The organism is Stenotrophomonas sp. SAU14A_NAIMI4_8, from assembly GCF_003086695.1.
In the GTDB taxonomy this organism is placed as follows: domain Bacteria; phylum Pseudomonadota; class Gammaproteobacteria; order Xanthomonadales; family Xanthomonadaceae; genus Stenotrophomonas.
The window spans coordinates 4,178,524-4,205,379 of sequence record NZ_CP025999.1 but is presented as its reverse complement, the minus strand read 5'-3'; the positions used below and the strand labels follow the sequence as shown (position 1 = coordinate 4,205,379).

General features: G+C 63.4%; 19 protein-coding genes and 1 pseudogene. 13 read left to right on the top strand and 7 right to left on the bottom strand.

Annotated elements, in window-relative coordinates:
• The first annotated feature begins 141 nt into the window (after positions 1-141).
• Both ubiA and C1930_RS18915 read left to right on the top strand, forming a co-directional pair.
• Positions 142-1,035 (top strand): 4-hydroxybenzoate octaprenyltransferase, encoded by an 894-nt coding sequence (ubiA, locus tag C1930_RS18920; RefSeq protein WP_108757445.1) that lies wholly within the window; start codon positions 142-144, stop codon positions 1,033-1,035.
• A 401-nt stretch (positions 1,036-1,436) separates the two neighbouring features.
• Positions 1,437-2,861: a TIGR00366 family protein gene (locus C1930_RS18915; RefSeq protein ID WP_199912383.1), complete on the top strand. Its 1,425-nt coding sequence runs from the start codon at positions 1,437-1,439 to the stop codon at positions 2,859-2,861.
• Between the two features lie 200 nt (positions 2,862-3,061).
• Here C1930_RS18915 and C1930_RS18910 read toward each other — a convergent pair whose 3' ends face one another.
• Together C1930_RS18910 and C1930_RS18905 are read right to left on the bottom strand one after the other, a co-directional pair.
• Positions 3,062-4,726, bottom strand: a complete 1,665-nt coding sequence (locus C1930_RS18910) for an AMP-binding protein (RefSeq protein WP_108772399.1) — start codon at positions 4,724-4,726, stop codon at positions 3,062-3,064.
• Between the two features lie 77 nt (positions 4,727-4,803).
• Positions 4,804-5,274: a hypothetical protein gene (locus C1930_RS18905; RefSeq protein ID WP_108772398.1), complete on the bottom strand. Its 471-nt coding sequence runs from the start codon at positions 5,272-5,274 to the stop codon at positions 4,804-4,806.
• A 270-nt stretch (positions 5,275-5,544) separates the two neighbouring features.
• Here C1930_RS18905 and C1930_RS20480 point away from each other — a divergent pair, with 270 nt between their 5' ends.
• The gene (locus tag C1930_RS20480) at positions 5,545-5,709 is read left to right on the top strand and encodes a hypothetical protein (protein ID WP_180886923.1); all 165 of its coding nucleotides are present in this window, start codon (positions 5,545-5,547) and stop codon (positions 5,707-5,709) included.
• 87 nt (positions 5,710-5,796) lie between these two features.
• On the opposite strand, the gene C1930_RS18900 is transcribed toward C1930_RS20480, so the two are convergent.
• Complete coding sequence (locus C1930_RS18900; protein WP_108772397.1) at positions 5,797-6,420, bottom strand: YiiX/YebB-like N1pC/P60 family cysteine hydrolase; 624 nt, start codon at positions 6,418-6,420, stop codon at positions 5,797-5,799.
• An 80-nt stretch (positions 6,421-6,500) separates the two neighbouring features.
• Here C1930_RS18900 and C1930_RS18895 point away from each other — a divergent pair, with 80 nt between their 5' ends.
• Together C1930_RS18895 and C1930_RS18890 are read left to right on the top strand one after the other, a co-directional pair.
• Entirely contained in the window at positions 6,501-7,019 is a 519-nt protein-coding gene (locus tag C1930_RS18895) for a hypothetical protein (RefSeq protein WP_108772396.1), read from the top strand.
• Positions 7,006-8,289: a TPM domain-containing protein gene (locus C1930_RS18890; protein ID WP_234412702.1), complete on the top strand. Its 1,284-nt coding sequence runs from the start codon at positions 7,006-7,008 to the stop codon at positions 8,287-8,289. The genes C1930_RS18895 and C1930_RS18890 overlap by 14 nt, the downstream gene beginning before the upstream one ends.
• A 1-nt stretch (position 8,290) precedes the next feature.
• Here the strand turns inward: C1930_RS18890 and C1930_RS18885 are convergent, their stop codons facing one another.
• Positions 8,291-8,962 (bottom strand): VOC family protein, encoded by a 672-nt coding sequence (locus C1930_RS18885; protein WP_108772395.1) that lies wholly within the window; start codon positions 8,960-8,962, stop codon positions 8,291-8,293.
• A gap of 322 nt (positions 8,963-9,284) precedes the next feature.
• Here C1930_RS18885 and C1930_RS18880 point away from each other — a divergent pair, with 322 nt between their 5' ends.
• The 4 genes from C1930_RS18880 (at position 9,285) to C1930_RS18865 (ending at position 12,375) form a co-directional block, all read left to right on the top strand.
• A complete protein-coding gene (locus tag C1930_RS18880) occupies positions 9,285-9,653 on the top strand; it encodes a hypothetical protein (protein ID WP_108772394.1) in 369 nt (122 codons plus the stop codon).
• A 99-nt stretch (positions 9,654-9,752) separates the two neighbouring features.
• The gene (locus C1930_RS18875; protein WP_159093638.1) at positions 9,753-10,112 is read left to right on the top strand and encodes a hypothetical protein; all 360 of its coding nucleotides are present in this window, start codon (positions 9,753-9,755) and stop codon (positions 10,110-10,112) included.
• 519 nt (positions 10,113-10,631) lie between these two features.
• A complete protein-coding gene (locus C1930_RS18870; protein WP_108757436.1) occupies positions 10,632-11,072 on the top strand; it encodes a DUF2231 domain-containing protein in 441 nt (146 codons plus the stop codon).
• Positions 11,065-12,375: a sorbosone dehydrogenase family protein gene (locus tag C1930_RS18865; RefSeq protein ID WP_108763140.1), complete on the top strand. Its 1,311-nt coding sequence runs from the start codon at positions 11,065-11,067 to the stop codon at positions 12,373-12,375. Before C1930_RS18870 ends, C1930_RS18865 begins: the two co-directional genes overlap by 8 nt.
• A gap of 339 nt (positions 12,376-12,714) precedes the next feature.
• Here the strand turns inward: C1930_RS18865 and C1930_RS18855 are convergent, their stop codons facing one another.
• Positions 12,715-13,377: an exopolysaccharide biosynthesis protein gene (locus C1930_RS18855; RefSeq protein WP_108772392.1), complete on the bottom strand. Its 663-nt coding sequence runs from the start codon at positions 13,375-13,377 to the stop codon at positions 12,715-12,717.
• A 167-nt stretch (positions 13,378-13,544) separates the two neighbouring features.
• Between C1930_RS18855 and yidA the strand changes: the two genes are divergently transcribed.
• The 3 genes and pseudogenes from yidA to C1930_RS18840 all read left to right on the top strand — a co-directional run bounded on the left by yidA (position 13,545) and on the right by C1930_RS18840 (position 17,893).
• Positions 13,545-14,378, top strand: coding sequence for a sugar-phosphatase (yidA, locus tag C1930_RS18850; RefSeq protein ID WP_108757812.1), 834 nt, complete (start codon positions 13,545-13,547; stop codon positions 14,376-14,378).
• A gap of 507 nt (positions 14,379-14,885) precedes the next feature.
• Positions 14,886-17,200: pseudogene (locus C1930_RS18845) on the top strand (TonB-dependent receptor).
• A 309-nt stretch (positions 17,201-17,509) separates the two neighbouring features.
• Positions 17,510-17,893, top strand: coding sequence for a hypothetical protein (locus C1930_RS18840; RefSeq protein ID WP_343125575.1), 384 nt, complete (start codon positions 17,510-17,512; stop codon positions 17,891-17,893).
• On the opposite strand, the gene C1930_RS18835 is transcribed toward C1930_RS18840, so the two are convergent.
• Together C1930_RS18835 and C1930_RS18830 are read right to left on the bottom strand one after the other, a co-directional pair.
• Complete coding sequence (locus C1930_RS18835; RefSeq protein ID WP_199912381.1) at positions 17,804-18,286, bottom strand: cold-shock protein; 483 nt, start codon at positions 18,284-18,286, stop codon at positions 17,804-17,806. The two genes, C1930_RS18840 and C1930_RS18835, sit on opposite strands and share 90 nt — an antisense overlap.
• An 86-nt stretch (positions 18,287-18,372) precedes the next feature.
• Positions 18,373-18,720 carry a hypothetical protein gene (locus tag C1930_RS18830; protein WP_108757431.1) on the bottom strand — a complete coding sequence of 116 codons (348 nt, stop codon included), beginning with the start codon at positions 18,718-18,720 and terminating at the stop codon, positions 18,373-18,375.
• A 582-nt stretch (positions 18,721-19,302) separates the two neighbouring features.
• Here C1930_RS18830 and C1930_RS18820 point away from each other — a divergent pair.
• Positions 19,303-26,823 (top strand): CHC2 zinc finger domain-containing protein, encoded by a 7,521-nt coding sequence (locus C1930_RS18820; RefSeq protein WP_267895986.1) that lies wholly within the window; start codon positions 19,303-19,305, stop codon positions 26,821-26,823.
• Positions 26,824-26,856: the final 33 nt, after the last annotated feature.

Sequence of the window (26,856 nt, the reverse complement as noted above, 5' to 3'; positions counted from 1 at the left end):
CCGCCACACCGTCGGCCAGTGCCGGGGCGGGCATCGCAGCGCCATGAAGACGGTGCGGGAGGGGCATTCTATCCAGTTTCGCCGCACAAATCTCCCCCCGGCTGCAAAGTCGGCCGCAGGGCACAGGAGTATCCTAGTGCGATGGCTGATACCCCCCTTTCCGCGCCGCATTCGGCGCCGACGCCGCGCTGGCGTCATTACTGGTCCCTGATGCGCGCTGATCGCCCGATCGGCACGCTGCTGCTGCTGTGGCCCACCTGGTGGGCGTTGTGGCTGGCCGCTGGTGGCCTGCCGCCGCTGTGGACCCTGTTCGTGTTCACCGCCGGCGTGTGGCTGACCCGCTCGGCCGGGTGTGTCATCAACGACTACGCCGACCGCTGGCTCGACCCGCACGTGGAACGCACCAAGGCCCGTCCGCTGGCCACCGGGGCGATCAGCGGCCGCGCGGCGCTGGTGCTGTTCGCGGTGCTGATGCTGGTGGCGTTCGCGCTGGTGCTGACCCTGAACGGCCTGACCATCGGCCTGAGCTTCATTGGCGTGTTCCTGGCCGCCAGCTACCCCTACCTGAAGCGCTACACCCATCTGCCGCAGGTGTACCTGGGCATGTCCTTCGGCTGGGGCATCCCCATGGCGTTTGCCGCCGTGCAGGGCGAAGTGCCCACGCTGGCGTGGTTGCTGTACGCGGGCAACATCCTGTGGTCCACCGCCTACGACACCTGGTACGCCATGGTCGACCGCGAGGACGACCTGAAAATGGGCTCGCATTCCACCGCGATCCTGTTCGGTGAACTGGACCTGGTCATCCAGGGCGTGCTGTATGCACTGTTCCTGGCCACGATGGCGCTGGTGGGCGTGCGCGGCGGCCTGGGCGGGTACTACCTGGCGGGCGTGGCGGTGGCCGCGGTGCTGGTGGCGTATGAATTCTGGATCTGCCGCAACCGCGAGCGTGGGCCGTGTTTCAAGGCCTTCCTGCACAACAACTGGGTGGGCGCGGCCTTGTTTGCGGGTATCGCCGCCGATCTGGCGCTGCGCTGACACGCGTGCCGAGGCAGTCGAGCAAGCTCGACTCTACGACCCCGCATCTGGGTGGGCGCAGCCCTGTTCGCGGGTATTGCCGCGGATCTGGCGCTGCGCTGATGGCGCCCGCCGGGCATGGCCCGGCGCTACCGGTGTGGGTTGCGCGGATGGCGCCCTGCGCCGGCTTTCGTAGAGTCGAGCTTGCTCGACTGCTCTTCGCGGCCAACCCAGGGCAGTCGAGCAAGCTCGACTCTACGACCAGACCCCGCATCCCGGTAGAGTCGAGCTTGCTCGACTGCTCTTCGCGGCCAAGCCAAGGCAGTCGAGCAAGCTCGACTCTACGACCTACGACCAATAGGTGGCTGACAGCCCGCACCCTACCGCCCAGAATCGGGCCATCGAACCTGGGAGGGTAGGCGATGGCCTCGACGGCAGCAGTACAGGACGGCTGGATGGCGCGCGCAGCGCTGCGTTCGGCCGCCTGGGCGGAAAAGTGGTTCCCCGATGCGTACGTGTTCGCGGTGCTGGGCGTAGTCATTGTCGCGCTGGCGGCACTGGGCTTCGGCTCGACCCCGCAGGCCACCGCCAGCGCCTTCGGCGATGGCTTCTGGAGCCTGATCCCCTTCACCATGCAGATGGCCTTCGTGGTCATCGGCGGCTATGCGGTGGCCACTGCCCCCGTCGTCGCCCGCTTCATCGACTTCCTGGCGCGGGTGCCGCGCACCGGCCGTGGTGCGGTGGTGTACGTGGGCCTGGTCAGCATGCTGGCCTCGCTGCTCAGCTGGGGCTTCTCGCTGGTGTTTGGCGGCCTGCTGGTGCGTGCGCTTGCCCGCCGCAGCGAACTGCGCATGGATTACCGCGCCGCAGGTGCGTCGGCCTACCTGGGCCTTGGCGCGGTGTGGGCGATGGGCCTCAGCTCGTCGGCGGCGCAGTTGCAGGCCAACCCGGCCAGCATGCCGCCGGGGCTGGTGGAAATCACCGGCGTGCTGCCGTTCACCGAAACCATCTTCCTGTGGCAGTCGATCGCGCTGACCGCGGTGCTTATCCTGGTTTCGCTGCTGATCGCCTGGCTGACCGCACCGGCTGCCGACAGTGCACGTACCGCCGAAGATTTCCCCGGCGCCGCGCAGGCCGAACCGGAACCGCTGCAGCAGCGCACCCGCCCCGGTGAATGGCTGGAATACAGCCCGCTGCTGACCGTGCTGCTCTCGCTGCTGGCCTTCGGCTGGCTGTTCAACGAATTCGCCAGCAAGCCGGTGGTCACCGCCATCGCCAACCTCAACACCTACAACTTCCTGTTCATTTCGCTGGGCCTGCTGCTGCACTGGCGGCCGCGCAGCTTCCTCAACGCGGTGGCCAAGGCGGTGCCCAGCACCACCGGCGTGCTCATCCAGTTCCCGCTGTACGGCGGCATCGCGATGATCCTCACCCATGCCGCCGGCGGTGATGGGCAGACGCTGGCGCATCGCCTGTCCAGCCTGTTCGTGCACGTGGCCAGCACCGATACCTTCGCCCTGGTGATGGGCGTGTACTCGGCCGTGCTGGGCTTTTTCGTGCCCTCCGGTGGCGGCAAGTGGATCATCGAGGCGCCGTATGTCATGCAGGCGGCCAACGAACTGAAGGCACACCTGGGCTGGGCGGTGCAGGTCTACAACGCTGCCGAAGCGCTGCCGAACCTGATCAACCCGTTCTGGATGCTGCCGCTGCTGGGCGTGCTGGGGCTGAAGGCGCGCGATATCGTGGGCTTCACCTTCATCCAGCTGCTGGTGCACATCCCGCTGGTGCTGGGCCTGCTGTGGCTGCTGGGCATGACCCTGACCTACGCGCCGCCAGTGATGCCGTAGCAAGCCCGGGGTCAGATCCCTGCCGCAGGCGGGGCTCTGACCCCAACAACCCCCCGTAGAGTCGAGCCTGCTCGACTGCTTTGCGATCCTGCCCTTGTAGAGTCGAGCTTGCTCGACTGCTTTGCGATCTTGCCGTTGTAGAGTCGAGCTTGCTCGACTGCTTTACGCGAGCAAGCCACAGCAGTCGAGCAAGCTCGACTCTACGACCGCGCCGCTTGCTTCTCGATCTCGGCCTTGCGCAGCAGGAAGCGCTGCACCTTGCCGCTGGGTGTCTTCGGTACCTGCGCCACGAACTCCACCTGGCGCGGGTAGGCGTGGGCAGACAGGCGCGAACGCACGTGCTGCTGCAGCTCCGTGGCCAGCCCTTCATCGCCGCTGTGGCCATCGCGCAGGATCACGAACGCCTTCACGATCTCGGTGCGCTCCGGATCGGGCACGCCGATCACCGCGGCCTCGGCTACCGCGGCGTGTTCCATCAGCACGCTCTCCACGTCGAACGGCCCGATGCGGTAGCCCGACGAGGTGATCAGATCATCAGAGCGGCCGATGAAACTGATCGAGCCATCATCCTCCCACTCCACCGAATCGCCCGTGCGGTACCAGCCATCGCGCAGCGCGGGCGTCTCGGCGCCGTAGTAGCCGGTGAACCAGAGAATGGGCGACTGCTGCACATCCACCGCCAGGATGCCCGGCGTGCGCGGCGGCAGTACGTTGTCGTGCTCATCCAGCACCGCCACCCGGTAACCGGGCATGGCGAAGCCGGAAGAACCGGGCCGCACCGCGTGGGCCAGCGCGTGGTGGTTGTTCACCACCATGCCGGTTTCGGTCTGCCCATAGTGGTCCAGCACCGTGGTGCCCAGGTGTTCGCGGAACCAGCGGGCGATTTCCGGATTCAGTGGCTCGCCCGCGCTGCTGACCACCCGCAGCTGCCCCTTGATGCCGGCGCTGGCCGCAGGGCCGGCACCGATGATCTGCCGGTAGGCGGTGGGCGAGCCCGCCAGGTTGGTTACTCCCAACTGCTGGATGATCTGGTTCAGCCCGGCCACGCTGAAGCCGGCTTCGCTGAAGGTGGTGGCATGGCCCAGCAGCAGCGGGCCGGTGACCCCGTAGTACAGGCCGTAGGCCCAACCGGGATCGGCAATGTTCCAGAACACATCGTCGGCGCGCAGATCCACCGCCAGTTCCATGTAACTGGCAAAGGCCAGCAAGGCGCGCAGCGGCACCGGCACGCCCTTGGGGCTGCCGGTGGTGCCCGACGTGGACAGCAGGGCCATCAGTTCGTCACCGCGCAGCATCACCGGGGCCCGCTCGGCCGGTGCCTGGTACGTGCGCGCCCGCCAGTCGATATCGCCGTCGGCCACGCGCAGCCCGGTGCCGGCGATGGTGGCTACGGTAGGGCAGCCGCCCACCCCGTCCAGCTTGCTGCGGTTGGCCAGGTCGGTCACCACCAGCCCAGTGCGCCCGGTGGCCAGCCGCGTTTCAATGGCCTTGGGCCCGAACGCGGTGAACAGCGGCTGATAGATTGCGCCCAACCGCCAGGTGCCCAGGATCACCGCCAGCAGATCGGGCGTGCGCGGCAGCAGGCCGGCCACCACATCGCCACGGGCAATGCCAGCCTCGGCCAGTACGTTCGCGGCGCGCGCAGCGGCTTCGCGCAGGTGTTCGAAGGTGTAGGTGTGCAGGTGCCCCTGCGCATCCACCCAGCGCAGCGCGGTGGCATTGCGCCCGCAGTGGCGGTCGCAGCATTCCACGCAGGCATTCACACCGGTCTGCAGATCGCCCTGCAGTCGCGCTTCCCACTGCGCCAGATCGAAGTCGGCCAGGGCCTGGTCGTAGGAAGGCCGTGCTGTGCTGTCGGGGGCCATGCGTGTCTCCGCCAAGGGTCTTCCCGACGATAGGCGCGGCCGGGGGCGGCTGCAAATCGGACCAAAGGCGTAGGCGGTCAGCCGGCGTCGTCTTCGCCGAAGCGCACGCCGTTGAAGGTATGCGTGCAGCAGGTGCACGAGGGCAGCATGTCCTTCGCCGTCAGCGCCGGTGCCACCCGCTGCAGCAGACCGGCCTCATCCACGTACAGCCCGCTGAAGTACGAGGCCTCGCCCACGCGCACCTGGTCGCGGCGCGGGGCATTGCCGGTGGCCGCGATCCAGGCGATGGGTTCGGGCGTATCCAGCCGCGCGCAGGCTTCCGAATGCACCTGCACCCAGGGCTGGCCCACCTTGGACAGCAGGAAGCGGAACAGCGGTGTGTAATCGCGGCCGTGGCGGTGCCCGCCATGCATCGAACCGCGCGTGGCCTCGCTGGCCAGCGTGCCTTTGCGATGGCGCTCGTGGCGGTACTCGCCGCCGTGCTCGCCGTGGCGGCTGTTGCGTGCCCGTGCGTTTACCCGGCGGAACAGCGGGGCGGAACGGTCCATCGTTCACTCGGTGTAGAGAAGGGCATCGATTGTCGGGCGGCCCCGCGCAGCCAGCAAGCGCCGGCCCACCTTAATGGGCGCGGCACGCGGCCGGCATAAGCACATGCGCAACCCGCATGAATCCTTCATGCGCTTGCGGCACAAGGGCCTGCGCGTGTTCATTCACCGCCGTGCACGCGCCCGTAGCCGCGCTGCAACGCGTGGTTAACCTTCGGCTGAAGACCATGCGCACGTCCACCGCATTCCGCGCGTGGCATTTGGAGATCGGACATGGCACAGCAGAACCAGAACCCGAACCAGAAGCAGCAGGGCCAGCAGAACCAGCAGGATCAGCAGCAGGGGCGTGGCCGCGACCAGCAGCAGCAACAGCAGCAGGAACAGCAGCAGCGCAACCAGCGCAACCAGCAGCAGGGCGGCCATGACGAAGAAGAATGACCCGCGTGCAGCCCACGCGTGAACGGTGAAGCCCCGCCTGGTGCGGGGCTTCGCTTGTTACAACGGGCGTGTTTACAGCAGGCGTGTTTACAGCACGCCTATACGCTGCAGCGCGGGGGTGGCCGCCATGTCGTTGGGGTTGGTGCCGGGAAGATCCTGCGGCACCGCCATGCCCATGCCGGCATACAGATCCACCCAGTGCTGGGAAATCTGCCCGGTCTTTGGATTGCGGAAGTTCATCGGCTGCAGCGCGAACACATGGTGGGTGCGGAACGCGCGCTCGATGAAATCCGAACAGTAGTAGCTGTCCTCGTTCAACACATAGGCCGTGTTGTACGGCTTGCCCAACATGGTGCGCGCCGTGGCGATGGCATCGGCCAGCACCTGCGGCGGCGCCGCGCGCAGGCGGTACACCACGATCTGCCGCTGCTTGTCCCGCGCATCCTGGCGGAATTCCGCCAGCGTCTGCTGCCGCGAACCCTTTTCATCGGCGTGCAGCACCTGCAGTTGACCCGGCCCATCGGCCACCAGGGCCACGTGGTCGAAGCGGGTGCCGCCTTCGCGCGCGGTGGCATCATCAATGGCGGCGCTCAGGCCGGTCTGGCCGGCACTGACGAACAGCAGATCGCCGGGCCGTGCCTCCACGGCCAGCGCAACGGACGGCCACAGCGCGGGCAGCAACAGGCCAATCAACAGGAACAGGGCGCGCATGTCAGGGCCGGGGTCGGGAAAAACGCGATTGTACGGCGCAGGGTAGGATGGTGCGACCGAACCGGAATCAGGATGATCCCATGCGCTGCCGCCGTTCCCTTGTGCTGCTGGCCCCTGTCTTCAGTCTTGCCCTGGCCGCCTGCACCCAGGCCCCGCAGGCTTCGCAGCCGCAGCCCGCAGAAGCGGCGGCCGCTGCTGCACAGGCCGCCGCACCGGCAGCCGCCACGCCCGCCGCTACGCCCGCGGCACCGGCCTGCCCGCACGAGCAGTTCGATACCTTCCTGAAGCACTTCGGCAATGAGATCGCGCTGCAGGAAACGGCCACTGCCGATCCGCTGCGCGACAGCTACGTCGATGCCGGTGCCGAACCCGAGCCGAAGACCGTGGAAAAGCAGCTGCCGCTGGTCGAGGTGGAATGGCCGGTGATGCCGGATCCGGCCACGCTGGCCGGCCGTGGCCGCGAGATGACCGTCACCGCGCAGGCCGACGGCCAGATGCAGGTGCTGATGCGCACCCCCGATACCAGCGACCAGCAGGTCTACACCTTCGCCCGCACCCCGTGCTGGACGCTGGTGAGCCGGGCCGATGAATCGATCTGAGCCGGTGCGGAGGTCGGTGCATCTGGTGCGCGGCCTGCTGATGCTCCTGCTGCTATGGCCCGTGCTGGCCTGGGCGCAGGTGCAGGTGCCGCCGCTGGATGGCCCGGTGGTTGACCCGGCCGGTGCACTGCGCCCGGCCACCCGTGCCGCATTGGAACAGCAGGCGCGCGCGCTGCAGGCCCGCAAGGGCGGCGCGCAACTGCAGGTGCTGTTGGTGGGCAGTACCGGCCAGGAAAGCATCGAGGCCTACGCGCAACGGGTGTTCGACCAGTGGCAGCTGGGTCGCAAAGGCGTGGATGACGGCGTGCTGCTGCTGGTGGCCGTGCAGGACCGGCACGTGCGCATCCAGCCCGGCTATGGGCTGGAAGGCGCCATTCCCGATGTCTACGCCAAGCGCATCATCGAAGAAGCTATCCTGCCGCGTTTCCGCGAAGGCGATCTGGACCAGGGCGTGCTGGACGGCAGCGCGCTGCTGGCGGGGCTGGTGGATGGCGAGCCGCTGCCACCGCCACGCAGCAACCATCTGCTGGATCTGGCCTGGCAGGGCATGGATACGATCCTGCTGCTGGCGTTGATGGCCGGGTTCGCGCTGGGCCGCTGGCAGGGGCGCGGGGCAGCCGTGCCGGTGCGACGGTGGTGGTACCGCCCGCTGCACTGGCTGGCGCTGATCGCGCTGGCCGGGCTGGCGACCGCGGTGTGGGCGCCGCGGCAGATTGTGCCGATGCTGTTCTTGCTGGCAATGGCCGTGCCACTGGCGTGGGTTTGCGGGCACCGGTGGCGGCGCAGCTCGTCGCTGCGGCGCACGCTGTGGGGCCTGCTGGTCGCCAGCATCGGTATCAGCGTGGCCGTGCTCGCCACGCGCGGGGTGTTCCCCGGGCTGTTCGTGCATGTGGCCCTGTACTTCCTGGCAGGCATCGCCGCGGTGGTGCTGTGGTTCCCGCTGACCCTGGCGCGTGACCGTTGGCAGGAAAGCCGGCGTGGTTTCGCCCTGCGTGTGCTGCTGCTCGGCACGGTGATGGGCGCGGGCCTGGTGTGGACGCTGCTGCAGCCGGACCGGCTGGATGCCGAAGCGCTGCTGCTGGTATTCGGCGCCGTGGGCTACATGGGCTGGGCCGTGGCCATGCTGGTGGGCACCGGCACACGCGGTGACGACGATGATGACGACCGCCGCGGTGGCTGGGGGAGTTCGTCGTCCAGTTCGTCCTCGTCCAGCGACTGGAGCGGTGGTGGTGGGCGCAGTGGCGGCGGTGGTGCCTCGGGTAGCTGGTAGATCAGACGGTGTGCACGCGCCATCCGCGCGCGTCGTCATGCAGTTCGCCGCTGCCGGCCACCCCACCGATCTGCAGCACCAGGCCCTGTGCATTAGGCAGGTCTTTCTGCTCGGGGAACCAACGGCGGTCGGCGGCCACCACGATCAACAGGCCCTCATCGTCGCCCATCGGCGCGAACTGCGCCGACGGCGCACTGAGCGGTTGCAGGCCGAAACGCGCACTGGCGGCGGCGCGTACCGCATCCACATCATCGCTGGGCAGGCCGACTTCGCTCAGACACTGCAGTTCACTACCGTGGAAGGCGCCGGTATGCGTGCCAGCCGGCAGGCGATTGCGCCCGATCAGCTCCAGGATCAGCCCGTCGGGTCCGGTGAAATACACCGACTGCGACTGCCAATTGCTTTCCAGCGCGAAGTAGTCGATGCCCTCGGGACTGCGCTGCAGCGGCGTACGTTCGCGCAGCCACGCCATCGCTTCGGCGAAGCGGTTGTCGGGCACGTTGAAGGCCAGGTGCACGCCACCCGTCGCGTGGGCACCCGCCGGTTGCAAGTCGATCGTGCTCCAGCCGATATGCACATGGTGGCCGACCACGCGCTGCTGCAGCACATCGCGGAAATAGTCCGCCACGGTTTCGACGTTCGACACCGGCAGGGTGAGATGCAGCAGGCGCATGCGTGATCCTCCATGAAGCACTGGGGCGAGTGTAGCGCCGCGCACCTTTCGCCAGCGTCATCGCCCGCGCAACGAATCGTTACGCCGCCACCGCACGTTCTGGTGGGTGCCAACCTTGGTTAGCACTCTCCGTCCACAACCGCGCCCCGCCGCACGCTCTGGTAGGTGCCAACCTTGGTTGGCACTGGCCGTCCGCAGCCACCCGTTGCGACAGGGGCTTGCACTGGCGGCCACAACCGCAACAATGCACCGCTCAAGGACGTCTACAGGAGAAGCGCATGCAGGGTCTTATGGCAGAACACCGCGCCGCGGGTGAAACCGCATGGCCATGATCCTGGCGCTGGTGCTGCTGGCGCCGCTGCTGCCATTGGCCCTGCTGGTGCTGATGTGGCGGCGTGCGCCGCGCTGGCAGGGCAACCCGTGGTTGTATCGGGCGGGCTTCGCCTTCCTGGCCGCGCTGCTGTCACCCACGCTGCTGATGGCCGGCCACGGCGGCCTGCCGTGCCCCACCTTCGGCGGCCTGATACTGGTGTTCATGCGGCTGGAATGGATTGGCGACCTGCACCTGAACCTGATCGCGTTCGGCAGCAACGATGCCGCGATCCTGTCCGCACCGTTCCTGGTGGTGTTCACCGCCGCCCTGTTCATCCCGCTGCGCACCGCCCGCCGCGCCAGCCTCACGTTCGATTGATCGCGCCCCCATCGGGCGCCCATTAGCCTGGTAGGTGCCAACCTTGGTTGGCACGAACCGTCAGCGCCGCACATTCGGCCTGCCCCTGAAGGACTACAGATGGTCAGCAAAGACCCAACGAGCGAAGGCCCCGTGAATGCGGCATTCCGCCCCGTCCTGACTTGGATGGTCAACGAAATCGCGGCCGGCCGCCCGCCGCAGACGGCAAACGTGTACCTGCGCACCGCCGATACGTGGGAGGCCATCACCGGCATCCTTCAGGACTACGGCGAAACCCTGGTGCCGCTGCCGGAGACGAGCTGGGAATCCTCGGTGTGCCAGTGGTATGGGAAGCACTGGCAGGTCCTGGTCGATCTGTACACGGAGGGAGAGGGGCGAAGCGATCTGGTGATGCATGTCGACATCACCGAAGCCGAAGGCGGCTTCGCGTACACCCTGCACCTGGTCTATGTTCCCTGATCACACGCAGCCGTAGAGTCGAGCTTGCTCGACTGCTCCGGCCCTTCGTAGAGTCGAGCTTGCTCGACTGCCGTAGCCAAGAGCAGTCGAGCAACCTCGACTCTACCAAAGCCAAGCAGCCACGCATCGCCCGGTATTCCAAGCCAAGCAGCCACGCAGCGCCCGGCATTCCAAGCCAAGCAGTCCCGCAGCGCCCGGCATTCCAACCCAAGCAGTCCTGCATCGCCGGCATTCCAAGCCAAGCAGTCCTGCATCGCCCGGCATTCCAAGCCAAGCAGTCCTGCAGCGCCCGGCATTCCAAGCCAAGCAGCCACGCAGCGCCCGGCATGCCAAGGCCAAGCAGCCCCGCACCGCCCGGCTCGGCCCATGCACGCATGGCGTGGATCTACCGGTGTGCGCCGGGCGTGTCCCGGCACATCCATCCAAGCGCGGCGTGGCCCCAGCCGCCATCATCGCGTTGCCTCCCGGCCGCTTGTGCTACTACGGCCCGTGCAGTCCTTCCCCCTTCGGAGCACGACCATGGTCAACCCCGTCGCCCAGGCCCATCGCGGCCCGGGCACCACGCTTTTCAGCCTGCTGAATCCCATACCGTTCGGCTTCTTCGTTGCCGCGCTGATCTTCGACATCCTCTACCTCAACACCGCCGAGGTGATGTGGGGCAAGTCCGCCGCCTGGCTGATCACCTTCGGCCTGCTGATCGCCATCATTCCGCGCCTGATCAACCTGTTCGCGGTGTGGCGCCGCAACGGCACCGCCACCGGCGTGGACCGTGTGGATTTCGTGCTGAACCTGCTGGCCATCGTGCTGGCCATCTGGAACGCCTTCGTGCACAGCCGCGACGCCTATGCGGTGGCCGTGCCGGGCACCGTGCTGTCCGCGCTGACCGTGGCCCTGATCGCGATCGGCTACATCCTGTTGTCACTGCAGGCCCCGGTGCTGCAGGGAGGTCGTCATGGCTGAGCGCATCCTGCCCACGCTGGGCATCCTTTCCCTGGCCGTCATGCTCGCCGCCTGCGCCGGCAAAGCCGAATACCACCCGGCCGACCAGTCCGGTCCGCAGCCGCCGCTGCCCAAGCCGGCCAACTTCCTCATGCCGCCCATGCAGGTGCCCAAGGGCGTGGGTTGGGCCGAAGGCCAGGCGCCGGCCGTGGCCGAAGGCCTGAAGATCGAGCGCATTGCCGCCAACCTGCAGCACCCGCGCCGCCTGCTGACCCTGCCCAATGGCGATGTGCTGGTGGTGGAAGGCAATGGCCCCGGCGAAGAACCGGTCACCACGCCCAAGCAGTGGATTGCCGGCAAGGTGAAGGCGCGCTCGGGCAAGGCCGGCAAGGGCGGCAACCGGGTCACCCTGCTGCGGCGCACGCCGGGCACCGATACCTGGACCCAGCACGTCTACATCGAAGGCCTGCATTCGCCGTTCGGCATCCAGTTGATCGGCAACACGCTGTACGTGGCCAACACCGGCAACATCATGCAGTACCAGTACGTGCCGGGCGCCACCCGCATGGCCGACAAGGGCCGCGAGTTCACCGATCTGCCCAGCACCATCAACCACCACTGGACCAAGGAACTGCTGGCCAGCCGTGATGGCAGCAAGCTGTACGTGGGCGTGGGGTCCAACAGCAACATCACCGAAAATGGCCTGGCCGTGGAATACCGCCGCGCCGTGGTGCTGGAAGTGGACGTGGCCACCCGTGGCAGCCGCATCTACGCATCGGGCATCCGCAACCCCACCGGCCTGGACTGGGAACCGAGCACCGGCGCGCTGTGGGCGGTGGCCAACGAGCGCGATGAAATCGGCGCCGACCTGGTGCCCGATTACCTGACCTCGGTGAAGGAAGATGGCTTCTACGGCTGGCCCTACAGCTACTACGGTCAGCACGTGGACGAACGCGTGCAACCGCAGCGGCCCGATCTGGTGGCCAAGGCGATCAAGCCCGACTACGCCATCGGCTCGCACGTAGCACCGCTGGGCCTGCTGTTCTACACCGGCCAGTCGCTGCCCGCGAAGTACCACGGCGGCGCCTTCATCGGCGAACACGGCAGCTGGGACCGTTCACCGCTGAGCGGCTACGAAGTGGTGTACGTACCGTTCAAGGACGGCAAGCCGACCGGCCGCCCGCAACCGGTGGTGACCGGGTTTGCATCGAAGGATGAAAAGACCCTGATGGGCGCCCCGGTGGGCATGGCGATGGACGCCGACGGCGCCCTGCTGGTGGCGGATGACGTAGGCGACGTCGTCTGGCGGGTCTCGGCAAAGTAACGGAATTGTAGAGTCGAGCCATGCTCGACTGCTTTGGCCGTGGCTGTGGCCGTGGCTGTGGCTGTGGCTGTGGCCGTGGCTGTGGCTGTGGCTGTGGCTGTGGCTGTGGCTGTGGCTCTGGCTCTGGCTGTGGCTGTGGCTGTGGCTGTGGCTGTGGCTCTGGCTGTGGCCGTGGCTCTGGCTGTGGCTCTGGCTGTGGCTCTCGCTCTGGCTCTGGCTCTGGCTCTGGCTCTGGCGTTTGTAGAGTCGAGCTTGCTCGACTGCTTCTGCCAACAGCAGTCGAGCAAGCTCGACTCTACGAAAAGCGAAAGGCGAAGCGCAGCCAAGCATGGCTTGGCTCTACAGCTCGGCGGTGCTTCCGCGCAGCCCGCTGAACACCGATTCGGCGGCAAACCCTACGCCACCGAGCAGTACGCCGAAGTACACCATCGTGGCCACCACGAAGGCATAGCCGGCCGCCACCGCAGCGCCATCGCGCTGGATGAAGCCGATGGCAAACGACATCAGTGCCAGCGCGGGCAGCGTATTGCTGAAGGGAATCGGCCCGGCCGGGGCCATGAGCAGCAGCGTGGCCACCACCAGCGCCACGTTGTTCACGCGCATCATCTTCTTCGAGCGCACCATCACCGCCAGCCGCATCGGCTGCGACAGGCGCTCCATGCGATGCACCCACTTCAGGGCCCGGCCCAGATTGGCGCGCAGCTTTTCAGTGGCCACTTCCTTCTGCGCCAGGCGCTGCGGCACCCACAGCGGCCGGTCGCGCACGCGGCTCAGGCCAATCAACAGAATGGACGCACCAAACACCGTGCTCAGGCCGGGAATGGATACCGGAATCAGGAAAATGGCCGACAGCAGGATCACGATCAACATCAGCCCCTCATCGCCCAGGGCCTGCAGCAGGGTGCCCACGCGGATGTGCTGGCCGGGCAGGCCGTCAATCAGGTCTTCAATCTGCTGTGCCAGCGGGGCGGTGTCGGTGGCCTCGGGGGCGCGGTAGGTCATGCGTCTGGATCTCCAGGGTAGGGCGGTCAGGGGGCCGTCCTGCGGTGGGGCGCACAGGCTTGCCGAGTATGGCCGCCAACGGCTGCGCGCGGCTGAACCGCACATGAGAACGGCAGCCGCCGCCGGCCTGGCCTAAAATGGAGGGCCCCGCGCTGGAAATGAAACTGATGGACATGGGCCGCAGGCAATCGACCATCCAACTGGTCGCCATCGATATGGATGGCACCCTGCTGGACCCGGCGCACAAGCTGACCGCGCGCGCCAAGCAGGCCATTGCACAGGCGCGCGCGCTGGGCGTGCATATCGTGCTGACCAGCGGCCGCCCGGTGTCCGGGCTGGCGCCGTTCCTGCAGGAACTGGGCATCACCGGCAATGACGATTACTGCATTGCCTGCAACGGCGGCCTGGTGCAGCGCATCGGCACGCGCGAAACAGTGGTGGAGTTCCCGCTCAGCTTCGATGACTTCGTGTACTGCGAACAGGTTTCGCGGCAGCTGGGCGTGCATTTCCAGGCGCTGGACGGCCAGCGGCTGTACACCACCAACCAGGACATCAGCCGCTACACCGTCATCGATTCGCACCTGTCCCACGTGCCGCTGTCGTACCGCCGCGTGCAGGACATGGAGCCGTCAATGTCCTTCATCAAACTGATGATGATCGACGAACCCGACGTGCTGGATGCAGCCATTACCCGCCTGCCGGCCGAACTGACCGAACGCTTCGCCGTGTTGAAGAGCGCACCGTTCTTCCTGGAAGTGTTCGACCACCGCGCTGGCAAGGGGCCCAGCCTGCAGCGCCTGGCCGAACACCTGGGCATCGACCGCGCCAACGTGATGGCCATTGGCGATCAGGAAAACGACCTGACCATGCTGCAGTTCGCCGGCACCAGCGTGGCCATGGGCAACGCCATCGACGCAGTGAAGGCGGTGGCGCGTTTTGAAACCGCACCGAACACCGACGAAGGCGTGGCCCGCGCGATCGAGCGCTTCGTGCTGCAGTAACCACGCGCCCCGGCTCTGGTAGGTGCCAACCTTGGTTGGCACATGGCCCGGGGTCAGATCCCTTCCGCAGGAAGGGCTCTGACCCCACGGGCAATGTTCCCGGTACCTAAAAGCATGCCAACCAAGGTTGGCATCTACCAGATCGCGGGGCCGGCAGTAGATCCACGCCATGCGTGGATGCCCTTCGCAACCGGGGTCAGAGCCCTTTGCTCCGCAAAGGGATCCGACCCCTTTACGCGTCGCCACCAACCACGCGGCTATCCCCGCGTATATCGCCGCTGTACCACGGCGCGATGGCAACCGCGGGCCACCGATGCAAGAATTTCGCACGTCGAAATCACGCCCTTGAACCCCGCCGCAGATGATCGTCCTTCTCTGCAGCTGACAGGCGCGCACAGCGCCTGAACTCCCAAACGCAACCGCACCGCCAGTCAGGTCGCCGCTCATCGCGCCGCACCGTGCTGGGCGTGCGCCTGCGCCATGTTCCCAACGCAGCTGGATTCGCCCATGAACACGCCACCCACGCAGCGCCTTGCGCTCGCCATCGCCCTGTCCATTGCTTCGTCGGCCCGTGCCATCGAAGCCCACGACACCACCCACGACACCCCGGTCACCCTCAATGCTCTGCAGGTGATCGCCACGCCCCGCGGCGCCGCCACTGCACCCACGCAGGTGGTCGGCCCCAACCGCTACATCATCAACGCCACCGACCTCGATGCCATGGTGACCGGCAACAACGGCCTGGCCATGCTCAAGCAGGTGCCCGGTGCCAGCTACACCGCCACCGACGGCCTGGGTCTGGATATTTCCGCCACCAGCCTGTTCGTGCGTGGCTTCCGCATGAATGAAATGGGCATCACCTTCGAAGGCGTGCCATTGAACGACAGCGGCTTCCTCTCGCTGACCGGTACGAGCGTGGTGAACGTAGGCGTGCCCGATGGCATCGGTGCCATCACCGTCAGCCCGGGTGGTGCGCCGGTGCACGTGTTTTCCAGCAGCGCCAACGGCGGCAGCCTGGAATACCGCCTGCGCGATCTGCAGGACAGCCCCAGCCTGCGGGTGAAGCAGGGCGTGGGCAGCAACCGCACCTTCGTTACCACGGTTTCCGCGCAGAGCGGGCAACTGGGTGAACACGGCCCCAAGCTGTGGACCTGCAGCGTGTGTCGGCCGACAAGTACCAGGGCGCCGGCACGCAGGATTTCCTGCGCGGCAATCTGAAGGCACAGCAGGACGTGGCCTGGGGTGACGTCACCCTGTTCGTGTCAGACAGCAGGGCCAAGGTCTGGGGCTACAACAACATTTCCTTCGACATGATCCGCAAGCTGGGCTGGAAGGCCGACAGCTTCTACCCGGATTACGCCTGGGCATACCACGTGGCCTCGCCGGAAAACGCGGAAGCATCCTGCGGCGCCTATACCTGCGGCGAACTGTCCGAACTGATTCCCTACGACACCGGCCAGATCACCCGCGACCGCATCGCGTCCATCAACCACCGTTTCCAGATCACCCCGGCACTCAGCGGCAACGTGCAGCTGTACAACGCCAACAGCCATACCCAGGCCACCCTGACCGACCCCACCGTGCCTTCCCCCAACGGCGCGCCGTTCTCCGAGCAGGTACAGACCCCGCGCGTGAACCGCCTGGGGGGCATGGCCAATCTGCAGCTCGAAGCCGGCGCACACACGTTCACCGCCGGCGTCTGGCAGGAAAAGAGCAAGGCCGCGGCCCGCACCGACTGGTACCAGCAGCCGCTGCTGGGGCAGGGCGCACCGCTGAAGGCGACCGGCCCGTTCGATGTGTACGGCCCCGCGTTCCAGACCGACAACGCCTCGCGCTGGGTCACCCGTTCGCGGCAGCTCTATCTGCACGATGACATCGCGCTGCGCGACACCTTGAGGCTGGGCGTGGGATTCAAGGCGGTGGATTTCCGCACCGAAGGCGGTGGCCTGGGTGACGCCCCGGACCGCCCGGTGTACGGCGCGCTGCGCGCCAAGAGCAACTTCCTGCCGCATGTCTCGCTGTTCTGGAGCCCCAGCGCAGCAACCGACGCGTTCATCGATCTGGCCAGCGGCATGAACGGCTACCGCGTGGCCCAGCGCGGCAACATCGGCTACGCCGCCTCGGCATGGACCGTGACCGACCAGGAAGAATTCGACCGCATTGCTGGCAGCCTGCGGCCGGAAAAGAACTGGAACCTGACCGTGGGCGCCACCCATCGCTTCGAGCGGCTCACGCTCACCGGCGATGTGTTCTACAGCGATATCCGCAACCGCCTGCTGTCTGCGGCCGTCGGCACCCAGTTCGCGCAGATCAACACCGTGCGGCTGATGCCGAAGATGCACGTGATCGGGGCGAACCTGGGCATCACCGCCGATCTGGGCGACCACCTGCAGTTCTACCAGGGCGTGGCCGTGGCCCGTTCGTACTACGACAGCGATTTCGTAGTGGGCGATACCGTGTACCCGATCAAGGGCAACGCGCAGCCTGGTTACCCGCAGGTATCGCTGGTAAGCGATCTGTCCGCGCACTTTGGTGACTGGCGCGTGGGTGCCACCAGCACCTCGTACCTGCGCCAGCCTTTCACGTACGAAAACGATATCCGCGTGCCCACGTTCTGGCAGGTGAACACCTATGCCGCCTACACGCTGGGGCAGGGCAGCGTGCTGCCCGGTCTGGAACTGCGCGTGGACATCAGCAACCTGTTCAACCGCAACAACATCGGCACCGCCACCATCGCCGGCTCGTCGTTCTCGGGCGATTACCAGACCCTGCAGCGCAGCGCCCCCCGGCAGGTGATGTTCAGCACCGCCATCGCGTTCTGAGCAGACGGGGTCAGATCCCTCCGCGAACGCGGAGGGCTCTGCCCCCCCCAAGCGTCGAATCGCGGGCAGTAGATCCACGCCATGCGTGGATGCTCTTCGCAACCGGGGTCAGAGCCCTTTGCTCCGCAAAGGGATCCGACCCCTCACGCGTCGAATCGCGGGCGGTAGATCCACGCCATGCGTGGATGCTCTTCGCAACCGGGGTCGACCGGGGTCAGAGCCCTTTGCTCCGCAAAGGGATCCGACCCCTCAAGCGATCGGGCGCAGCTACGCAAGGTTCCCACAATGTTGCCGGCGCATGCTGTCCGCATGGCCCAGCCCGACCCCGTGTTCCTACCCACCCGCCCGCGCGCCCACGGACGCCCGCGTCCGGTGCCTTATGCGGCCCCGCAGGTCGATCTGCAGACCGAATACCAGTTCTGGCAGGCCTACGAGCGCCTGGTGCGGCCCTTGCCCGGCGGCGGCCTGCGCCTGGCCTGGCTGGTGTTCCAGCAGGTCTACCGCGCCCGCCAGCGCCACCCCCACGACAGCCACGCCAACGCCCTGGGCCGCGTGCTGTTCGGCAGCAACATGACCGCCGAACGCGCCGCAGAACTGCAGGACTTATACGGCCTGGTCAGCCGCCGCCTGGCCGCGCTCGCCAGCCGGGGCGCCACCCGGGGTCAGATCCCTTTTCGCAGAAAAGGGCTCTGACCCCGAAGCGCCGACATCCACCCCAAACACACACCGCGCATCATCCGGCACCCCTCGCTGCATACGCAGAATCCGCGCCTGCACCCACGACGGCTCGACAGCCCCCACCACATCACCCGGCGCAATCCCCAGCCATCGTTGGAAACGCCGATGCAGCTGAGCGATATCCGGTGCCCGCCACAGCGCATCGGCGGGCATGCGGATCAGCACCAGCGGCGGGGCATTCTGCACATCCATCACCACCACGCCCCTGCAGCGCACCTGGAAAGCCGCAGCGTCACCATCCTCGGTATGGAAGTCGAACCCCTGCCGGCCCTTCGCCGTGGCCAGGCCGCGTGCATCGCCTTCCAGCAGCGAGTAATCGAAATCCTGCAAGGTGGTGTAGGCGTGCACCTGGTCCTCGGGCGGCGCGGGCCACTGCCACCACACCGTGGCCGCCACCACGCCGCACGCGGCCACCGCAGCAAGCAGGCGCGTCCTCATTGCGGCCGCACCCGCTCCTGGATGAAGCTGTTCAACGCCAGCGCTGCCATCGCCAGACCTTCCATCACGCGGTCGCCCACGTATTGGTCAGGATCTCCGTTCTGGCGTGCGCGCTCGGCGGCCAACAGCAGTTGTTGCACCACGCGCTGCCCGGCCAGGGCGCAGTCGGCGTCGCACAGGGCGATCTGCCGGCTGCGCAGCGGGTGGCGTTCCGGCCACGGCTGGCCGTCAGCGGCAACGCCGCCGTCCACGCTGCGCAGGATGGCCAGCAGGCTGGTGGGGTCCGGGGCGGGTTCGGCCGCTTCCTGGATGGGGCGCGGGGGAGGGCAGTGCGGTGTGGTCATGGCAGGCTCCGTGCAAGCAGGCAGAAGCCGCCACCGATGAAGGTGGCGGACGATGCGTGGCTCGAAAACCGGGTGTTTGGACAATACCGGCGGGTACAAGACCCCCACGCACCGCCCGCCATAGCCGGCAGACGGATTGCCAGCCGGCACCACGCTGGGTGGTGCCGGCTGACAAGCGTAAACAACATCCAAACACCACGGGTTTTCGACGCCCGGCCACCCGTTGTCGGTGGCGGTACCAGAGATGCCTGATGTTGTTTGGAATGACAAGGGGTTGGGGTCGATGACGCCAACACCAGAGACGCTTTTGGCATTGTCGCACACGGTGCCATGGCCGATAGCCCTTGCGCGGAGGTGTAAATGCACTCCGTAAGCGAATACGGAAGTGTCGCTCCTACATCACACCGATGATGCCAAATGCGACAAGGAAGTTTGCATGTAAGTTGCTTGCTTCCATGGAGGCACTCGCGCGCCTTCGATGCCCGCTCCGATGGCTACTAAGTTCCCCTGCATCTCCGCCAGTAAAGAGAGTAGACAAGCTGCTAAGCTCTGCTAAAGATAACTGAATAGGTAGGGGGCGGAGTGGCTTGGTACGACATAGGCGACCTTTTGATGAAGGTCCCGCTTGAAGAAGTCATCAGTCGTCTTGGCATGAAGGCTGAGCGGCGCGGTCACCAACTGCGTGCCCTGTGCCCGTTCCATCAAGACTCTCGACCATCACTCAACATTTATCCCCCGGAAAAGGGGGCGCCTGCGCACTTCCACTGCTTCTCATGTGGGGCGCACGGCAACGCCATTGACCTTGTGAAAGAGGTAAATGGATACGATTTCTCAGAAAGTGTAGATTGGCTTGCACGAAATTTCGGCATTCAGCCGGCGCGCGGAGATTCACAGGGCCGCGAAAGACAGGTGCGGAAATTATCGGCACTAGACTTCGCTCTGAGGCAATTTGAGGCTGGCCACGACGCTGCAAGATTTCGAAATTGGTGTTCTAGTCGCGGATTCGATCATGATTTTCTTAAAGAGAAAGGATTGCGATTAGTAGGTGCGCCGGTCCTGGTTCCGGCGCTTCAAAAACTGCCACTTGGTGAGCGGATAGAGCTCCTTGACGGGCTGCTAGAGCTGGGGCTTATTCGCCGCCTGCGACCAAGCGCATTTGCAGCACAATTAAAGTTGAAGCTCGGCGAGCAGTATCAGGATTACTTCAGGGATGGGCGTGTAGTCATTCCCGTGTACGGATCAGATCGGCAAGGGTCAAAGATCGTCGGGTTTGCCGGGAGGCTACTTGCAGATAGCCCGGATGGCGCTGTGGCAAAGTATATGCTCACCCCGGGGTTCAAGAAATCTAATTATCTCTTTAATGCAGAATCTGCATTTCCGAAGGTTGTAGAAGAGCTAAAGAACGGCCAGCCATCAACGCTGTATCTTGTCGAGGGGTTCCTGGACGCGTTGCGTCTCGAGGCCCTTGGTCAGAAAGCAGTTGCTCTAATGGGAACAAGTCTTGGCGAAGGGCAGTTTCAGCAGCTGGCCGCCCTCGTCAGTGCATCGCCTGGCAAGGCGACTAGTCTCACTATTGCTATATTCCTCGACAACGATCCCGCTGGATTCGACGGTTCGGATCGCCTGGCGAGGGATCTGCTCGGACTAATCGGTACAGATCTCAGGTGGATTGGCGCGCCGTGGAAGAATTTGCCAGAATTTGGCAAAGATCCTGACTCGTGTCTGCTCGGAGTAAACGATACTGCGGGTGCCAAAAATTGGCTGAATACCTATGACCTCCCCGCAGAAGGCATCCTTGTGGCGGGATCAGTTGGAGGAAAAGATAGTTCGGTCATTCAAGATGGAAGCTGGACCGAGCTTCCTCCCATAGCGCGAGAGCGGGCGCTTCATCGCGCCGCCGTTACCATAAGAAAATTTATTGGCAAGCGTTCGCTGGATATAACATTTGATAGGTTAAGTGGCCTTGACTCAATCTGGGCGGAAGAGCTTCTTCGAGTACTCCGGGGAGGGAGCAATGACAACCCCGAAGCGCGCGGTGGAGTTTATCTTCAAGGCATATATGAAAGGACTGCCCTCGCGAGAAACTTAGCTTACTTTGGTGCTCGGAGAGGTGAGCTCCCCTGCGACGAAGAGGCATGGCTGACGCTCGGTGGCAACGCTCGGCTATTCGATCAAATTGCCGTCGATAGGTTGCAAAGTCTGATGCGCGGTAGTGACTCCCACTGGGTCCAGGTTGCACCATTCGATGCGGTGAATCTGCCTCGCAAGCTGAGCGCCGATGAGACCATCCTAGAAGACCCGCGTCGTAAGGTTATGCCTCACCCTGCCGATCTTCATGTGCAGCAGATTGTTTTGAATGAGCTTCTCACTCAGCGACACGATCGGCTCAATGCGGCTGGGAGAACTTTCTCTTCCAGTATTCCTGCAGTGCGTTGGTACTCCTCACGGGGGGAGGTCGTTGTTACGGGCCCCTTTGAAGCGCTCAGCGAACCTAACGTCCATGCTGGTGAGCCACCCACACTGAGCTTCGGATATCAGATTGATATGGATGTTCTGGAGGGAGATAAAACGCCTTCCGACCAAGGGATGTTCAGGCCGTTTGGAGAATGTTGGCGTGACTTCATGGGCAGCTTGTCCCAGCAGTGCCATGCTATAGGTTCTCAAGTGCACGTGCTTCGCTTGGATGCAAAGCGCTATTACGACAACGTGCAGCGGTACGTAGTTCGAGATCGTCTACTCACTCCACTGTTCGATGAATTGAACTCGAGTGGAATCCCACTTGGCTTCTCGGAGATGTTCGGGTTGGACGTAGGCGATGTCAAAGATGCCTACGCAGGCGCTTTTGAGCGCTTGCTGATGGGGTTTCTTTTTGGGTTCGCGTCAAGAAGCCCCAAGCGTGATGGTGACGTAGACCGGAGCAGCGAAGCAATCGGAATTCCACAGGGACCAGTTATTTCTGCATACATCGGAACAATTGCACTGTTCCCTGTGGATAACTGTGCTCGCCAGTTCATCCGACGAACCTCAAAGCCTTCTGAAGATGGAATTTATCGGCCAACAGCAGGATACGCCCGCTACGTCGATGACATAGTTATCTTCGCAGACAGTGAGCAGGCACTTGGTGAAATGCGAGAGGCTCTGCAAGCAGAGGCGGCTCTCTCTTCGATCTCTCTCATACATAAAGGAGATCGGGTGCGCGCGGGCTCACCGCACGCCGTGATGCAACAGCTAAATGAGGGGCGAGGGCTGGCTGGCTCGGTTCCCGGGTGGGAGCCGCCGCTTGTCGGCGATGGCGAGGCTGGTTGGGGCATGGCACAGGATATGCCTGATGTTGATCGCCAGTGCGCGTTGAAGATGCTGCGGCATCCAGATCTCATCACAAATCCATCAGGAGTTCGTGCTCAAGTAGAAGCTGCAATGAACGCTCAGGATCTTAGGCCGAGCGATCTCGGGTTGTGCGCGCGCTGGCTGTGGTGGCAAGTAGCACAGGAATGGGATGGTGTAACTAGTCAAGCTAGCCGCGATGTATGGGAAAGATTCTGGAAGCTATGGGACAGTGTTTGCCAAGATCACGAGTGGAGCTCTGGCTTTAGGAAGCGCGGCTATCAGTGGCTCTATGCAATCGAGGGACTGGACCGCCTGCTCGATCCGAATCCCTGGGTAGAGAATGGACAGGCATTGCTTGAGGTGCCGAAGAATCGAGCGCTCCGAAAGGCGCTGGGTGAAGTGGTTTGTCGGCCTGACTTCTTTACAGATGTCAGCGCGGTCGAGAACCGATCACATCTGCTACGGCGTTCCCGCCTGATCGCTACTAAGGCTCGGAGACTTGTAGGCACCGACTCACCCAGGCCGCCGATTGATGCCCATCGTGCAGACTCGGTGACTTCTGTTGAGTGGTTATGCATTGCTGCGGAAGCGCTCAACTCTGCGGGAGGCGCAAGCGCAGATGGAGTGTGGGATCCGTTAAATGAACTGAGAGGGCGCGCTAAAGAATCTACCTCTTTCTCCGCTGGTCTCAATCTGGCAGACGGTGTCCGCTCTCTTCTGACGAGCGAGGAGGCTGCTTGCGCTGAGTCAGGAGCAGCCGACGTACTGGGCCTTGCCATAGACTTCGTGCTAAACAGCGCGCCTAGACGAAGCGGGCTGGAGGTATTGGAGAGATTCCCACATCTACTATCGGGCGTGGATGGATCAGCAGGCATCGTACTCATACCCCATCTTCCGATTGCAGATGAAAGAACTTCGTCTCTATATGCGCTGGAAAAGTCCGATGTGGACGGGCAGAGAGACATCCTTGTTTTTACGGCTCCGCCGATGCAAAAAAGCTCGCGTGAGTTCGTTGGAGTCGTGTTCCATGAGCACAGGGAAGTAGAAAGTACGTGGTCCAGCATAGATTTTCGACGGGTAGATTCGCCCGCTAAGCTTCTTGGGATTGAAAGGAGTACTGGCGCAGTGCCCTGGAGCGCCATTGGCTCAGGGGATTTGGCTCTTCTCGGGAGGCCTATAGAGGTTGCTACAGTTCTCTTCGATGCTCTCTATGCAATCCATGTAGAGAAGGGCGCGGCTGAAGGAACTGTCTATGTTCCTTTCAAGCCGCAGTTGGTCCAGTACGCATCGGAGCGGGGCAGGGGACTGCATCTCTTGGCCGATCCAATGCCGCGCGAGCTGCTCGGCATTAACGCTTGGTTCCATGATCAGGATGGTCGCGCACGAACTATTAGCGTTCCTAAAGCGCACGCTGACGTTTGGCGCGTGGGCTGGACGGTCGCTGATGTACTCGGCTTGGCTATGGGCTTGGCGGGCGAGGTCGGAGTGCGAGAAGAGGTACTTCCCGCTGATTTCAGTGAGGCGCCTTCACCTCATGAAGTCGCAGATTTGATTGAGGGGTATGTTCTTAGACAGCAGCTCCGTAAGCTCCAAGGATTCTATATTTCAGAAGCGCAGGTGGACGTCTCGGAGTACGGAAACAGCAGGGGGTATCTGCCGAGAACTGTCAAGCGAACTTTGGACGTGCTAAGGAAGTATCCGATAGCACAGGACTTATCAGCCCAAGTGCGTTATGTCATTGCAACCGAGGCAGAGACAAGGGCCATGGCCCTGCGGTTGTCTCGCCGAAGTGAGAGCAGTCTTCGCAGTCAACTTCATCTGATCTTCCCAGAAGCGATCAGCCGGCTTCCTCTTTGGGTGCTCCAGGGACTTGATCTTGCCGTAGTGGATGTTGAGCAGAGGGGTAAGCGCCCGGAACTCTTGTTGATGACATCTCTGTACAAGGCTATGCAAGGCGATGATCGTCACCGTTCGCAGGCCGACACTACGGAAACTGAAGCATGGCTGCGAACTGCCTTGGCGCTTTCTGTTGCGACAAGCGGCCTGCGTGGCTCAGTCGCTGCTCTGTGGGGTCTTACACAAAGTAGTAGAAGCCAAATGAAGGAGCATCTGTACTTGCCATCTGACTGGTCTGCGCCCGATGGATTACGCGCCGATCCTCAGGCAGATTACGCTGCAATTCGAAAGTGGCTCTCGGATTCGGATTGGGTCGCACTTGGGCGTGCATCGCCATGGCACTGGATGCTCGCTATGGTTGGATTGTTGGATTCAAACTTCCCCTCGGTTCTAGAGAATTCCGCGCTGGTTCGCACTTTTGGAATTCTCAGCAAATGGACATATGGAGGCGCTGTTCCAGCAGATTCCCCGATGTCGTTGGAGCAGGGCGTATGGCCATTCGATGGTTTGGAAACTGTAGATGATGAGACTTGCGATGCGCTTGTGGAGGCGGTGTCGGCTGCTGTTCATGGAATTGATCTACTTCTAGATATCCAAGTGGTGCGCGTCGAGCATGGGAAGTTCAGCAGGGACCCTCACTCTGATGAATTCACTGATGCTAGCGGTGTCGGTTGGCAGATGGCTAAAGCCCAGTACACATCAGTCGGCCCAGGTGATGTAGAGCGAGTAGTTAGGAACAGGCAGAGGCTGTCCGCTTGGACCGAAAGTCGCGTGAAGTCCACTGGCGAGCTCATAGCAGTTCACTGGCTCGGATCCAAGCTCGGAAGTTGGATCTCGGTGGATCGAGTAAACGACACTAGAAACACTGAAGGATCGGAAGTTAAGCCCACGGATTTTGATCGATGGCCCGCGTCGTCGGCCCGTGTAGCGAAGTATCCCGACTCGGCGGCGGCAGAATCAACGGTGGACCCTGAGAGCCCGGCTCCCGTTGGGGAGACCTATCGCCTGAGTCAGGATGCTATGTTTGAGAGCACTAAATCAGTCGAAGGTCTCAGCCATCTTCGGCAACGACAGAAAATATCTCTGTCTCGTCGCAGGAGAGCAGAGCCTGGCGACGTGGTTAGTGTCGCAAGGGCCAGTAGTCACTTCCGCGTAGCGCTGCTTCAGCTTCGGTCCCAAGACAGCTATTCGCATCCGCTAGCCGAAGTGGGTATCGATGGAATTCCGCTGGGTCAGGGCGCTCGCGATGAATTGATCTCCCTACTGGGAAATTCTGAATTTATGGCAGTAAGAGCAGCGGCAACACCGGGCGGAGAACACCTCTGGAATCAAGAGATGGCCCTCATCTCTTGGTCGGAACATCGACGCCGAGCAGTTTTGACGGAGGCACTGCAGGCGTGCCACTCGCTGGGCGTGGAGCTCTTGGTTCTGCCCGAAGTCTCAGTTCGAAAGGACACAATCGAATGGATGAAACGGGAGCTCACGCTTCACTATCCAGGCCTTTCGATTCTCGCAGGCACATACCGGAATTTCTCTTCAACTGTTGAGTCTGAACATTTGAAGGAAATCACCACCTTGTTGTGGAGGCCGGAGAACTCTTTGGTCACTCAGCTGGGCCTGGATGCTCGTTCTCCTACAATAGAAATGTCTAGAGGTAAGAAGTACAGATCTGTAGCGGCGCACGAGCTATTCAGGCCGCATCTTGGGAAATTGGCTCCTCTCTTTTCTGATGAGGGTGTGCTCGACGCGATAAGCGATCTCCGCTCCGGCTCGGAATCGTGGCGTGGTTCTGACATCAAGGGGTTAGTCAACGCGTTGGTAAACGACTCTCCGAAGCTGCGCTACTGCATGGAGCTGATTTGTTCGGAGCTTTTCCTTCTGACTAGTCCGGCAAACCGTAGGCCACTGGAGCAAGAGCTTGAGAAGATGCTAGCATTGTTTTCTGAGGACCCCAAACAGGCTAGTAACGAAGTTACGGACGATTTGCTTGCAGTTGGTGATCTGCTTACATTCGCGCACGGCCGCCGTGAGCGACGCTCTGTCCTCATTGTGCCTGCTCACACTAGCCGAAGTAATGACTATTGGCATGCTGGCCAAGCAAGTGTGCTTGCATCAGGTACAGCGACAGTTTTTTGCAACGCGGTCTTTGATGGCGCAAACGGGGAGAGTTGCTTTATCGGAATCGACTCCGTGACTCGCAGCAAATCTCAGGTTGGCGTGGTCAAGCTGCTCACTCCCTATCACGGGTGGCAAAAGGGGATCCTCCAAGCGGACGGGCAAGGTCCGCTATCGGGTAAAGATCAGGCGCTAGTCGTTGTTGATATTGACCCGGTCCATGTGGTTAGTGGCAAGCCGCGACCGCAACTGTTGCCTGAGCCAATGGCGTTAGTGGCGTACATGCCAATTGTTGAAGTGGCGGACAGCAAGAGGAGTATAGGAGGGCTGGCACGAGCCCTTGTTGCACCCGAGGAGTCGGGCGCGCAAATTTCTGAGTCCGACAGGGAAACGCTGATCAAAAAGATAGAAGGCCTACTGCAAAGCGCCAACTTTCTGTCGAGGGTTACATGCGATAGAGATGGTTTCGCGAGTGCATATCAGCAATTGCTTGGAGCCCAGCACGAGGGAGTTAGTGACGCCGAATATAGAAGATTGGTAGAAAATTTCTCGAAGAGTTTCGGTGATCCAGATTCTCTGTGTGAGCGATTCAATGCATGGCGCAGAGATCGACATCAGCAGCCTGGCCTTAAGGCAAGCAGCAGTGGATCGGAGCCAGCTTGGGTGGATTTCTTGGTGGCTGATCTCACTTGCAATGGTCAGTTGGCGCGCATAAATGTGCCCGCATGGTCGGACATTGGCGGGGGGCGAGGTGAGCAGTACTGATGTCCCGCGGTATCGCTCTAAGTTCGCATCGCC